General features: G+C 72.4%; 10 protein-coding genes. 4 read left to right on the forward strand and 6 right to left on the reverse strand.

Going from position 1 to position 12,515, the window contains the following annotated elements; translation table 11 throughout:
* The first annotated feature begins 14 nt into the window (after positions 1-14).
* On the forward strand, positions 15-668 hold the full coding sequence (locus ACF08F_RS03765; protein ID WP_392296875.1) for an MBL fold metallo-hydrolase: 654 nt from the start codon (positions 15-17) through the stop codon (positions 666-668).
* A gap of 150 nt (positions 669-818) precedes the next feature.
* Positions 819-2,120: an MFS transporter gene (locus ACF08F_RS03770; protein WP_392296876.1), complete on the forward strand. Its 1,302-nt coding sequence runs from the start codon at positions 819-821 to the stop codon at positions 2,118-2,120.
* A 72-nt stretch (positions 2,121-2,192) separates the two neighbouring features.
* On the opposite strand, the gene ACF08F_RS03775 is transcribed toward ACF08F_RS03770, so the two are convergent.
* The 5 genes from ACF08F_RS03775 to ACF08F_RS03795 all read right to left on the reverse strand — a co-directional run bounded on the left by ACF08F_RS03775 (position 2,193) and on the right by ACF08F_RS03795 (position 9,315).
* Complete coding sequence (locus tag ACF08F_RS03775) at positions 2,193-3,218, reverse strand: TerC family protein (protein ID WP_392296877.1); 1,026 nt, start codon at positions 3,216-3,218, stop codon at positions 2,193-2,195.
* 243 nt (positions 3,219-3,461) lie between these two features.
* Positions 3,462-5,312 (reverse strand): TerD family protein, encoded by a 1,851-nt coding sequence (locus tag ACF08F_RS03780; RefSeq protein ID WP_392296878.1) that lies wholly within the window; start codon positions 5,310-5,312, stop codon positions 3,462-3,464.
* 165 nt (positions 5,313-5,477) lie between these two features.
* On the reverse strand, positions 5,478-6,056 hold the full coding sequence (locus ACF08F_RS03785) for a TerD family protein (RefSeq protein WP_392296879.1): 579 nt from the start codon (positions 6,054-6,056) through the stop codon (positions 5,478-5,480).
* Positions 6,057-6,196: 140 nt separating this feature from the next.
* Positions 6,197-8,344, reverse strand: a complete 2,148-nt coding sequence (gene uvrB, locus ACF08F_RS03790) for an excinuclease ABC subunit UvrB (RefSeq protein ID WP_392296880.1) — start codon at positions 8,342-8,344, stop codon at positions 6,197-6,199.
* A gap of 71 nt (positions 8,345-8,415) precedes the next feature.
* On the reverse strand, positions 8,416-9,315 hold the full coding sequence (locus ACF08F_RS03795) for an MHYT domain-containing protein (protein ID WP_392296881.1): 900 nt from the start codon (positions 9,313-9,315) through the stop codon (positions 8,416-8,418).
* 238 nt (positions 9,316-9,553) lie between these two features.
* Here ACF08F_RS03795 and ACF08F_RS03800 point away from each other — a divergent pair, with 238 nt between their 5' ends.
* Both ACF08F_RS03800 and ACF08F_RS03805 read left to right on the forward strand, forming a co-directional pair.
* Positions 9,554-10,120 carry a methylated-DNA--[protein]-cysteine S-methyltransferase gene (locus ACF08F_RS03800; RefSeq protein ID WP_392296882.1) on the forward strand — a complete coding sequence of 189 codons (567 nt, stop codon included), beginning with the start codon at positions 9,554-9,556 and terminating at the stop codon, positions 10,118-10,120.
* 44 nt (positions 10,121-10,164) lie between these two features.
* Positions 10,165-11,457: an MFS transporter gene (locus ACF08F_RS03805; RefSeq protein ID WP_392296883.1), complete on the forward strand. Its 1,293-nt coding sequence runs from the start codon at positions 10,165-10,167 to the stop codon at positions 11,455-11,457.
* Between the two features lie 56 nt (positions 11,458-11,513).
* Here ACF08F_RS03805 and ACF08F_RS03810 read toward each other — a convergent pair whose 3' ends face one another.
* Positions 11,514-12,515, reverse strand: coding sequence for a TolB family protein (locus ACF08F_RS03810; RefSeq protein ID WP_392296884.1), 1,002 nt, complete (start codon positions 12,513-12,515; stop codon positions 11,514-11,516).

Consider the following 12,515-nt stretch of genomic DNA (forward strand, 5'->3'; position numbering starts at 1 on the left):
GCTAGGCTGAGCCCATGACGTACAGCGGAAGTGTGAAGGTCGGCGGACCGGCGGACGTGCACGAGCTGACGGACCTGATGATCTCGAAGGTCGCGGTCGGCCCGATGGACAACAACGCGTACCTGCTGCGCTGCCGGGCGACCGGCGAGCAGCTGCTGATCGACGCGGCCAACGACGCCGGCACACTGCTCACGCTGATCGGTGACGACGGCATCACCGCCGTCGTCACCACCCACCGGCACGGCGACCACTGGCAGGCCCTGGCCGAGGTCGTCGCCGCGACCGGCGCCCGGACCTACGCGGGGGCGTACGACGCGGAGGGCATCCCGGTCGCCACCGACGTGCCGGTCGCGGACGGCGACACCATCCGGGTGGGCCGGATCGAGCTGACCGCCCGCAGGCTGGTCGGGCACACCCCGGGCTCGATCGCCCTCGTCTTCGACGACCCGCACGGCCACCCGCACGTCTTCACCGGCGACTGCCTCTTCCCGGGGGGTCCTGGACGGACAACACAGCCCGAGGAGTTCAACAGCCTGATGGACGACCTGGAGGCAAAGGTCTTCGGCGCCCTGCCGGATGAGACCTGGGTCTACCCGGGTCACGGTAACGACACCACCCTCGGCAAGGAGCGGCCCCACCTCGCGGAGTGGCGCGCGCGAGGCTGGTGACCGCCCCTCGTACCGACAGCGCGCGGCTCACCGGCCGCGCGCTACCGTACGCCCCCGTAACCGGGACGGCCGCCGGGTAGTTGGCGCCACATGCGCCCCAGTCACGCTCCGTCCCCACCCGCTCCCCCGGTTCCACCCGCTCCGCCCTCGATGGCGCGGCTCGCCACCGCCTCGCTCGTCGGCACCGCCATCGAGTTCTTCGACTTCTTCGTCTACGGGACCGCCGCCGCCCTCGTCCTCGGGCCGCTCTTCTTCCCGACCTTCTCCCCGCTCGCCGGGACCCTGGCCGCCTTCGGCACCTTCGCCATCGGCTTCGTCGCCCGCCCGCTGGGCTCGGTCCTCTTCGGGCACGTCGGCGACCGGTACGGCCGCCGGCCGGTCCTCTTCGCCTCCCTGCTCCTGACCGGCTGCGCCACCGTCGCGGTCGGCTGCGTCCCCACGTACGAGACGCTCGGCATCGCCGCGCCGCTGCTCCTGCTCGCCCTCCGCTTCCTCCAGGGCCTCGGCCTCGGCGGCGAGTGGGGCGGCGCCGTCCTGCTGACGGCCGAGCACGCGCCGCCGAACCGGCGCGCGCTGTGGGCGAGCTTCCCGCAGATCGGCCCGGCGGTCGGCTTCCTCCTCGCGAACGGGGTGATGCTGGCGCTCACGGCGGGCCTGAGCGACGCTGACTTCCGCTCCTGGGGCTGGCGGGTGCCGTTCTGGGCGGCGGGGGTCCTCGCGGCGGCCGGGCTGCTGCTGCGCTCCTCGCTGGCGGAGACCCCGCAGTTCGAGGAGCTGTCCGCGTCGGGACGGCGGGCGAGCGCCCCGCTGGCCGAGGTGGCGCGCGACCACTGGCGTCTCGTGGTGCTGACGGCCGGGGCTCTCGCCGTCGGGTACGCGGTGTTCTACACGGTCTCCACCTGGGCCCTGACCTACGGCACCGAGCGGCTCGGGGTGAGCAGCACCGTCATGCTGACCTGTGTGATGGCCGCCGTGGCGGTCAAGGGCGCGGCCACGCCCTTCGTGGCCCTCCTCGCCGACCGCTGGGGCCGCCGCCCGCTGTGCCTCGCGGGCTGCGCGGCCTCGGCGCTCTGGATGTTCCCGATGGTGGCCCTGCTGCACACCGCGGAGCCGTTCCTGATGTTCCTCGGCTTCCTGGGTTCGCTGCTGGCCTTCATCACGATGTTCGCGGTGATCGCCGCGTACCTCCCGGAGCTCTACGAGCCCCGCGTCCGCTGCACCGGCGCGGCCGTCGGCTACAACCTCGCGGGCGTCCTCGGCGGCGCCCTCACGCCCATCGTCGCCACCGCCCTCTCGGCGGACGGCGGCTCGGGCCCGCCCTGGGGCGTCGCGGCCTATCTGACCGTGGTGGCGCTGATCAGCCTGGGCTGCTTCGCCCTGCTCCCGGAGACGCTGCCGGAGCCCGCCGCCGAGGCGCTGGAGGGCGAGGCGGTGCAGGGCGCGACGGCCTGAAGGCGGGGAACACGAAGGCGACGGCCGGCCCGGGGCGGGTGCCCCGGGCCGGCCGTCGCCGTGGGTGACGCGTCAGGCGCCGACGCTGTCCTTCTCGACGCCGTCCGCGTCCGCGGCACCGTCGGTGCCGGCCACGCTCTCGGCGGCTTCCCGCTCCGCCTGCTTCTTGGAGGCGATCAGGCTGGTGATCGTGGTGATGACCAGGACACCGCCGATGACCGCCAGCGAGAACCCGATGGAGATCTCCGGGACGTGCACCCCGGACTCGTGCAGGGCGTGCAGGACGAGCTTCACGCCGATGAAGCCGAGGATCACCGAGAGGCCGTAGCTGAGGTGGACCAGCTTCTTCAGCAGACCGCCGATCAGGAAGTACAGCTGCCGCAGACCCATCAGGGCGAAGGCGTTGGCGGTGAAGACGATGTACGGGTCCTGGGTCAGGCCGAAGATCGCCGGGATCGAGTCGAGGGCGAAGAGGATGTCCGTGGTGCCGATGGCGATCATGACGACCATCAGCGGGGTCAGGACGCGCTTGCCGTTGACGCGGATGAAGAGCTTGGTGCCGTGGTACTTGTCGGCGACGCCGAACCTCTTCTCGACGGACTTGAGGAGGCGGTTCTCCTCCCAGTCCTCCTCGTCCTCGTCGGCACGCGCCTCCTGGATGAGCTTCCAGGCGGTGTAGATCAGGAACGCGCCGAAGATGTAGAAGACCCACGAGAAGTTCGCGATGACCGCGGCGCCCGCGGCGATGAAGATCGTGCGGAGGACCAGGGCGATCACCACACCCACGAGCAGCACGCGCTGCTGGAGGTGGGAGGGGACCGCGAACTTCGCCATGATCAGGATGAAGACGAAGAGGTTGTCGACACTGAGCGACTTCTCGGTGACGTAGCCCGCGAAGAACTCGCCGGACGCCTGGCTGTTGCCGAAGAACAGCAGGCCGAGTCCGAAGAGCACCGCCAGCACGACCCAGACGATCGTCCAGATTCCGGCTTCCTTGACCGAGACGTCATGGGGCTTCCGCCCGATGAAGAAGTCGGCTCCGATGAGGGCGCTCAGACCGAGAATGGTCAGCACCCACAGGGTCATTGAAACGTCCACTGCGCCTCCGGCGTCGTACGGCTACTTGATCAGCGTCGTCGCTGCCGGAGGTCTCTTCCACCCGGGCGGCTCGCACCACGACCGGGCCGACGCCCCGGGATCGGACCACTGAGGATCCGTCCGTATTGACGGGTACGCCGCGCATGGGGAGTACTCCCCTCCGCACCATGAACACTACCCGAAAGACCAAGAGAAGGTAAAGGGCAGGGTAAAGAGCCGCCAAAAGGCCAGGTCAGGGCCGCATCAGGGTCTCTTTGCCGGGCGGGCCTCCGCGACCTGGGCGAGCACCTGCCGGAGGATCCGGCTGCCCGGCGGAAGCAGCGGGGGCTCGTACGACCAGGCGTGACCGACCCAGGGATCGGCGAGGTGGTCGTCGGGGACGGGGGTGAGCCGCAGCAGGGAGCGCCAGAGCGGGTCGAGCACGGGCCCGTACGCGGCGGCGTCCTCCCGGTCGGCCACGATCAGTAGATGGACGCCGACCCCGGGGCCCTCGTCGGCCAGGTACCGGAGCCGGGTCACCGCCCGGTCGTCGAAGCCGTGCGGGAAGTCGTGCACGATCAGGAGCTGCCGGGCCTCGTCCATACCGGGCGGCAGGGCGTCGGCGGCGCCGCTCCGCAGCGCCATCTGGAGCAGGTCGACCCGCTCGGTGAGCTGGTCGAGGACGGCCGTGACGCCCGCCGCGCCCCGGGCGGGCGGGGCGGCGAGCACATTGGTGTCCACGAGCGGCGCGAGCGCCGCGGCGCCGGCACCGGCCGCGTCCACGACGTGGAGCGCGAAGCCGCCCGGCGGGTGGACGGCGAGGAGCCGGGCCGCGTGCGCGACGGCGCTGTCGAGGGCGAGCCGGCGCAGCTCCGTCTCGTCGAGGAGGCCGGCCGCCTCCGAGCGGCCGCGCCCGCTGTCCACCCAGAGCCCGCGCTCCAGCGGGAGCCGGACGAGCATGGGGATCCGCAGTTCGGTGCGCTCGGGCAGGTGGAGGTCGCCCAGGCGCACGGCCATCGGCTCCTCCGCCGGCGGGCGGTAGGCGTGCCAGACCGGGTTGTCCCAGCGGGCGTAGGCGGGCGGCAGGGCCGGCTCGACCACCTCGGACTCGACGGCGAGCTGGGCGAGGTCCCGGTCCAGGACCTCACGCGCCCGCTCCACGAGCTCGTCGTGCCGGGCACGGGCGGCCGACCGCGCGGCGTCGTTCGCGCCGCCGACCCGGGAGCGGTAGTCGGAGAGCGTCTCGTCGAGCTCGCGGTCGAGTCGGGACTCGGCGAACTCGCAGGCGCTGCGGTAGGCGGCGGCGGTACGGGCCAGGTCCTCGAACATCCCCCACACCTGGTTGTACAGGCGCTCGTCCATGGACCAGCCGGCCGCGTCCCCGGCGACGGGCACGGGGGCGGACGTCCCCTGCGAAGCCTGCGCGGCAGGGGCATGGGTGGGAGCGGGCGTGGGTGCGGGCGCGGGCTCCGGGGTGGCGGTCCGGCGCCGGGGGTGGGTGTAGCTGATCGGGCCGCCCGGGGCCGCCGGAGCGGGAACCGCGGGGGTGGGCTCGGAGGTGGCGGCCGGTGCGGGCGCGGGCGCCAGGATAGACGCGGCCAGGTCGGCGGGGCGCTCCAGGCCCTGGTCGCCGAGGAGGTCGGCGAGACCGCCCTCGTACCCCTGGCCCATGGCACGGACCTTCCAGGCGCCCTGGCGGCGGTAGAGCTCCAGGGCGACGACGGCGGACTCGCTGTCGAGCCCCGTGATCGTGTAGCTGGCGATCTCCGTGCCGTCGGAGCCGCTGACGGCGACGAAGGGGGCGGCGGCCTTCCCGAAGGAGGTCGGCCCGCCGGAGCCGACGGGCAGCGCCAGGAGGACGGAGACCCGGTGGACGGCGTCCGGCACGGCCGCCAGGTCGACGGCGAGGCGCTGGTCGGCCGCGATCTGCCGGGGGACGTCCACACCGGGGAGCGAGGGGGCGACGGGGTGGGCGACCCACTCCACGCTTGGGACGCGGCCCCGTTCGTCGCCGAGGGCGGCTCCGGCGACGACCGGGTGACCGGCCGACACCCTGATCTCCAGTCGCGTGTCGGGCAGGGGGTGGTTCTGCCCCCGGACCAGCTCGGCCGTCATCGGCTCTTTCCCCTCAGCGGTTCCCGGTACGAAGTGGTGCGGACGTGCGGTGGCGCCGACGTGCGGTGGCGCGGACGTGCGGTGGCGCGGACGTGCGGTGGTGCGGGACAGCTCCCGGCGGCCTGGTGCCTCCGGGAGCTGTGGGTGCGTCCTGCTCGGCCCTGATTACAGGTGGGGCAGGATCGCCGGCATGAGGTCCTGGAACGTCCGGCCGTTGGCCGGGTTGCCCAGGGCGGTCATCTGCCAGCCGGAGCCGACGCGGTGCACCTTCGCCATGATCTGCGCGGTGTAGTTGCCGCCGCCGTCCAGGGTGTAGCGCGCGAGCTCCTGGCCGTTCGTCTCGTCGACGATCCGGCAGAAGGCGTTCTGCACCTCCTGGAACGTCTGACCGGTGAAGGAGTTCACGGTGAACACCACCGTGTCGATGTGGACCGGGACCCGCTGGAGGTCGACGAGGATCGCCTCGTCGTCCCCGCCCTGGCCCGCACCGCCGACGAGGTTGTCACCGGTGTGCTTGACCGAGCCGTCGTCGCTGACCAGGTGACGGAAGAAGACCACGTCGACCGGCTGCTTGTCCGCGAAGAGGACGGCCGAGGCGTCCAGGTCGATCTCCTGCGTGCGCTTGCCGAAGAGACCGCGGCGCGGTGCCGCCTGCCAGCCGAGCCCCATCCGCACCTGGCTGAGGCTGCCTCCGCCCTGCTTCTCCAGGCTGATGGCCTGACCCTTGGTCATGTTGACCGTCACGCGCTTGCCCCTCTCGTTAGCGTTCCCCGCGCCCGCTGTCCGGTGCGTGCGGTTGTCCAGCACCTTACGCAGCGCCACTGACACCGCAGAGCCGCGGTCCGGATTTGTGTCGGTCTTGCAACACACCGGACCGCGAGTGGTCAGGCGAGACCCGCCTCCTTCATCTGGCGCAACTCCTTCTTCAGTTCTCCCACTTCGTCGCGGAGCCGGGCGGCGACCTCGAACTGCAGCTCGGCCGCTGCGGCGCGCATCCGGTCGGTCATCTCCTCGATGATCGCGGCCAGTTCGGTGGCCGGCTGGTCCCCGAGCTGGACCGTCGAACCCGCCGCACCGGACTTGCCGCCCTTGCCCCGGCCCGCGGGGCCGTGCGCGGCGAGCGAGGGCACGGGCGCCTTGGCCGCCTTCCCGTCCTTCGTCTGGCGGTAGCCGCTGCCGAGGAGCTCCTCGGTGTCGACCTCCTCACGCGCGATGGTCGCGACGATGTCGTTGATCTTCTTGCGCAGCGGCTGCGGGTCGATGCCGTGGGCCGTGTTGTACGCGACCTGCTTCTCGCGGCGCCGGTTGGTCTCGTCGATGGCCTGCTCCATCGCCGGGGTGATCCGGTCCGCGTACATGTGGACCTGGCCCGAGACGTTTCGCGCGGCACGGCCGATGGTCTGGATGAGAGAGGTCCCGGAGCGCAGGAAGCCCTGTTTGTCGGCGTCGAGGATGGCGACGAGGGAGACCTCGGGAAGGTCGAGGCCCTCCCGGAGGAGGTTGATGCCGACGAGGACGTCGTACTCCCCGGCGCGCAGCTCGCGCAGCAGCTCGATGCGGCGCAGGGTGTCGACGTCGCTGTGGAGGTAGCGCACCTGGATGCCGAGCTCCAGGAAGTAGTCGGTGAGGTCCTCGGCCATCTTCTTGGTGAGGGTGGTGACGAGGACCCGCTCGTCCCGCTCGGTGCGCAGCCGGATCTCGTGCACGAGGTCGTCGATCTGGCCCTCGGTCGGCTTGACGACGACCTCGGGGTCGACGAGCCCGGTGGGGCGGATGATCTGCTCGACGAAGCCGTCGCCGCGGGAGAGTTCGTAGGTGCCGGGGGTCGCCGAGAGGTAGACGGTCTGACCGATGCGCTGCTGGAACTCCTCCCACTTCAGCGGGCGGTTGTCCAGGGCGGAGGGGAGCCGGAAGCCGTGGTCGACGAGGGTCCGCTTGCGGGAGGCGTCTCCCTCGTACATGGCGCCGATCTGCGGCACGGTGACGTGCGACTCGTCGATGACGAGCAGGAAGTCCTCGGGGAAGTAGTCGAGGAGGGTGTTCGGCGCGGAGCCGGGCTCGCGGCCGTCGAAGTGCATCGAGTAGTTCTCGATGCCGGAGCAGGAGCCGATCTGGCGCATCATCTCGATGTCGTACGTGGTCCGCATGCGCAGGCGCTGGGACTCCAGGTGCTTTCCCTGCTTGTCGAGTTCGGCGAGGCGGACCTCCAGCTCGCGCTCGATGTCGTTGACCGCGCGCTCCATGCGCTCGGGGCCCGCGACGTAGTGGCTGGCGGGGAAGACGTACAGCTCGCGGTCCTCGCTGATGACCTCGCCGGTGAGCGGGTGGAGGGTGGAGAGCGCCTCGATCTCGTCGCCGAACATCTCGATGCGGACGGCCAGCTCCTCGTAGACCGGGAAGATCTCGATGGTGTCGCCGCGGACCCGGAAGGTGCCCCGGGTGAACGCCAGGTCGTTCCGCGTGTACTGGATGTCGACGAAGCGGCGGAGCAGCTGGTCGCGGTCCATCTCCTCGCCGACCTTGAGCGGGACCATCCGGTCCACGTACTCCTGGGGCGTGCCGAGGCCGTAGATGCAGGAGACGGAGGCGACCACGACGACGTCCCTGCGGGTGAGCAGGGAGTTCGTCGCGGAGTGGCGGAGCCGCTCCACCTCCTCGTTGATCGAGGAGTCCTTCTCGATGTACGTGTCCGACTGGGGGACGTACGCCTCGGGCTGGTAGTAGTCGTAGTACGAGACGAAGTACTCGACCGCGTTGTTCGGCAGGAGCTCGCGGAACTCGTTCGCCAGCTGGGCGGCCAGGGTCTTGTTCGGCGCCATCACCAGGGTGGGGCGCTGGAGCTTCTCGATCATCCACGCGGTGGTGGCCGACTTGCCGGTGCCGGTGGCGCCGAGGAGCACGACGTCCTTCTCGCCCGCGCGGATGCGCCGCTCGAGGTCGGCGATGGCCGTCGGCTGGTCGCCGCTGGGCTGGTAGGAGCTGACGACCTCGAAGGGCGCCACCGAACGTTCGATCTTGGAAACGGGCCGCATGCAACCACCGTACGACCCGGCACTGACACTCGGGCGGTGATCGGCTCACCGCCCGTCCCGGGGGTGTCCCGTCACCAGTCCTGGGAGCGGTGGCCGCCGCGGGGGACGCTCCTGCGGGCGGCTCGGCCGACGGGGCGCGCCGACCAGTTGGCGGGCTCCCCGTAGGAGGGCACGTGGCGCGGGGCGGGCACGCCGGGGCGGTGGACGCTCTGGGCGGCGGGCCGCTGCCAGTCCGGGTCGCCCATCACGAGGAGCGGGTCGAACATGACGACGACGGCGGCCAGGATCAGGAAGACCGCGGGGCCGATCAGCATCGGCAGGAGCAGCGAGGTCGCGGTGTCGCCGGTGCCGGCGGGCCGCTCGGCGCCCTGGACGTGGACGCTGACGGCCGCCATGGCCGTGTAGTGCATGCCACTGACGGCTCCGCCCATCACCAGGCTCGCGCCGAGGCTGGCCAGAAATCCATGGACGGAGACGGCCGCCCAGAGGGCCGCGGTGGCGGCCACGACGGCGATGACCACGGAGAGGGCGACGGTGGGCGTGTCGTACTCGATGCGGCCGTGCAGGCGCATCCCGGCCATGCCGAGGTAGTGCATGGTCGCGACGCCGAGTCCGGTGATCGTGCCGCCGGTGACGAGGGTGAGGGCGGTCGCCCCGCGGTACCCGACGATGAAGATCCCGATGCCGACCATGAGGACGGCGACGCCCAGGCTGGCGAAGGTGATGGGGCGGTCGTAGCTGATCGGCGCCTGCTGGACCGAGAAGCCCATCATCGCGATGAAGTGCATCGTCCAGATGCCGGTGCCGATGGAGGTGGCGCCGAGGGCGAGCCAGCCCGCCTTGAAGGTGTCGCGGTGGCGGAGCGACCTCGTGGTGCACCTCAGACCGAGGGCGCCGCCGAGGCAGGCCATGATGAAAGCGGCCACCGGAGTGACGAGCCCGTAGCTGAATCCGTCGACCGTGCCCTGCATGAGCGTGTGTCCTCCACCCCTGGTGCCACGTCGTCCGAAAACAGTCGGTACCGCTGGGTAGTACTACCGGGGCGAGATTATGGCGCGCCGGGGGCCTCGCGACCATGTGACCGGGGAATTTCCACTCGTGAGACCGGAGCGAGACCGGTCCGTGATCTTCATGGCGGGCCGGAGTCCGCTCCGTCGCCGTTTTGGCCTGCTCCGGTCGGTTGTCGGTGGCGGGTCGTACCGTGGCGGCATGGACATCGAAGCGGAGCCGACGGGCGGCGAGCCGTCCGTCGCGGTGGAGTGGACGGTCGTGGAGAGCGACATCGGTCCGCTCTTCCTCGCCGCGACCGGGCGGGGTCTGGTGCGGGTCGAGTTCCACGCCGACGCGGAGCGGCGGGCGCGGATGCTCGACCGGCTGGGCGCGCGGTTCGGCGCGGAGCCGGTGGAGTGCGCCTCGGGGCGGCTCGCCGAGGCGAGCCGCCGGCTGGACGCGTACTTCGCGGGCGACCCGCGCGCCTTCGACCTGCCGCTGGACTGGAGCCTGACGTCCGGCTTCAACCGGCAGGTGCTGCGCGAGCTGGCGACCGGCGTCCCGTACGGCACGGTCGTGGGGTACGGGGAGCTGGCGCGGCGCGTGGGGCAGCCGGGAGCGGCGCAGGCGGTCGGAGCGGCGATGGGCGCCAATCCGCTGCCCGTGGTGGTGCCGTGCCACCGTGTGGTGGGGAGCGACGGCGGGCTCGGGGGGTTCGGGGGCGGTCTGGAGACGAAGCGGCAGCTGCTGGCGCTGGAGGGCGTGCTGCCCGCGCCGCTGTTCTGAGGCGGACGTTCCCATCGGATGGGACGGCTGGCACACTCACGTAAGTGACCAACTCGCCCGACGCTCCTGACGTCACCGTGCCCGACGGGATATCCGCCCCCGTGACCGCGGCCGAACTTCCCGCGCTGCGCCGACGGGTTCAGGCCGTCCTCATCGCCACCCAGATCCTCGGTGGCCTCGGGATCGCCATCGGCGTCGCGCTCGCCGCCGTCCTGGCCAAGGACGTCAGCGGCACGGAGGCGCTGTCCGGGCTCGCCTCCACGGCGACCGTGGCCGGTCCCGCGCTGCTCGCCATGCCGCTGGCCGCACTGATGGCCTCGCGAGGGCGACGCGCGGGGCTCGTCCTCGCCTACCTGCTCGGGGCGCTCGGCGCCGTGGTGGTGGTGCTCGGCGCGGCCGTCGGGAGCTTCCCGGTGCTCCTGCTCGGACTCGTCGGCTTCGGTGCCGGCTCCTCGGCCAACCTGGCGGCCCGCTTCGCCGCCGCCGACCTCGCCGAGCCCGACCACCGGGCCCGGGCCATCTCCACCGTGGTGTGGGCGACCACGATCGGGGCGGTGCTCGGGCCGAACATCGCCGCGCCCGCCGGGAAGAGCGTCTCCGGTCTGGGCATCCCCGCGACGGCGGGCCCCTTCGTCTGGGCCGCCGGCGTCTTCGTCGTCTCGGCGGCGGTCGTCGCCGTCCTCCTGCGGCCGGACCCGCTGCTCACCGCCCGGGCGCTCGCGGATCCCGGAGTGGGCGAGCGGCCGGAGGACCGCTCCCTGCGCGCCGGGCTGCGGGCGGTGCGGGAGTCGCCGCAGGCCCGGCTCGCCCTGGTCACCGTCGCCGGCTCGCACACCGCAATGGTCTCGATCATGTCGATGACGCCGGTCGCGCTGACCCACCACGGCGCCGACATCCAGCTGATCGGTCTCGTCATCAGCGGGCACATCGCGGGCATGTACGCCTTCTCGCCCCTGATGGGCTGGCTGTCCGACCGGCTGGGCCGGCTCTCGGTGATCGGGCTCGCCGTCGGGCTGATCTCCCTGGCGGCGCTCATCGCGGGCACGGCGGGACCGAGCCACGGCCGGACGGCCCTGGGGCTGTTCGTCCTGGGCCTCGGCTGGTCCGCCGGTCTGGTCTCCGGCTCGGCGCTGCTCACCGACTCGGTGCCGCAGGCCGCGCGGGCGGCCGTCCAGGGGCTCTCCGACTTCGTGATGAACACGGCAGCCGGACTCGGCGGGCTCGTGGCGGGCCTGATCGTCTCGCAGGCCGGTTACGGGCCGCTCAACGCGATCGCCGCGTGCCTGCTGCTGCCGATGGCGGCGCTGGCGGTCCGCGGCGCCCTCCGCAGGGCCTGAACCGAAGCCGAAGCCGTGACCGGGGTCGGCACCGGGACCGGGCCGGGCACACCCGGTCAGCGCGGCACCGCCGGTGACGAGGCCCCGCTCGCCAGCCGCCGTGGCTCCCCCGTGCCGTCGGCCGGTACGGACCAGACCGCTCCCCCGTAGGCGTACGCGAGGGTCCCCGAATCCGTCCACAGGGCCTGGTCGTCGATGCCGCGCCGCTCGGCGACGGGATGCTCCCGCCCGGAGCGCAGGTCGTACACGTACAGCCGCCACGGCTCGCGCGGGCCTGCGGAGACCCGCTTCTTGAAGGCGAGACGGGTCCCGTCCGGGGAGAGCGACGGGCATTCGACGTTCTCCCGCAGGGTCCGGGCCGACCAGTTCGCCATGTCTCCCTCGACGAGACGCGTGCGCCCGCCCGTCGAGACGGTGGCGTAGAAGCGGTTGTCGTCGGCGGCGAAGGAGACGCCCCAGTAGTTGACGTCGGGGGCGTGGTACCGGCGCCCGTCGAGGGTCAGCGGAATCTGCTCGATGTTCTTCACCAGGTATCCCGTGCGCAGGTCGAGGACCGAGGTGCGGGTGGAGAAGGACGAGCGCGCGTAGGAGTCGCCGGTCGCGAACATCGTCCAGGCGAGCATCCGCCCCGAGGCGGAGACGCGCGCCCGGCTCGGGATGCCCGGGAGCGCGATCCGGCGCGTCTCGCGCAGCCGGTCGTCGAGCACCAGGGCGTACGAGCGGGCCGGGACGCCCGGCCGGCGCACGAGGCAGAGCGCGGTGGGCCCGGCCGCGTGGAAGCGGTCGCAGGCCGGCCCGCCGGTGACCCGGCCGCCGGGCGCGGACGGGTCCACGCGCGCGACGCGCCCGGTCGCGGTGTCCCGGACGTGGAGCGCGCCGGGGCGGCCCCCGTCGAGGGTGAAGCCCGCCTCCGGGACGACGGTGGCCGCCGCCTGCCGCCCGGAGGCCGCGCGGAGGGTGTAGGCGGTCGCGCCGCCGCCCAGCAGCACGAGCGCGAGGGCGAGGATCCACACGCGCGCGTGGCGGGACAGGCGGACGTCATCGGTCTCGGCGTGCAT

Source organism: Streptomyces sp. NPDC015130, from assembly GCF_043080005.1.
Classification (GTDB): Bacteria; Actinomycetota; Actinomycetes; order Streptomycetales; family Streptomycetaceae; genus Streptomyces.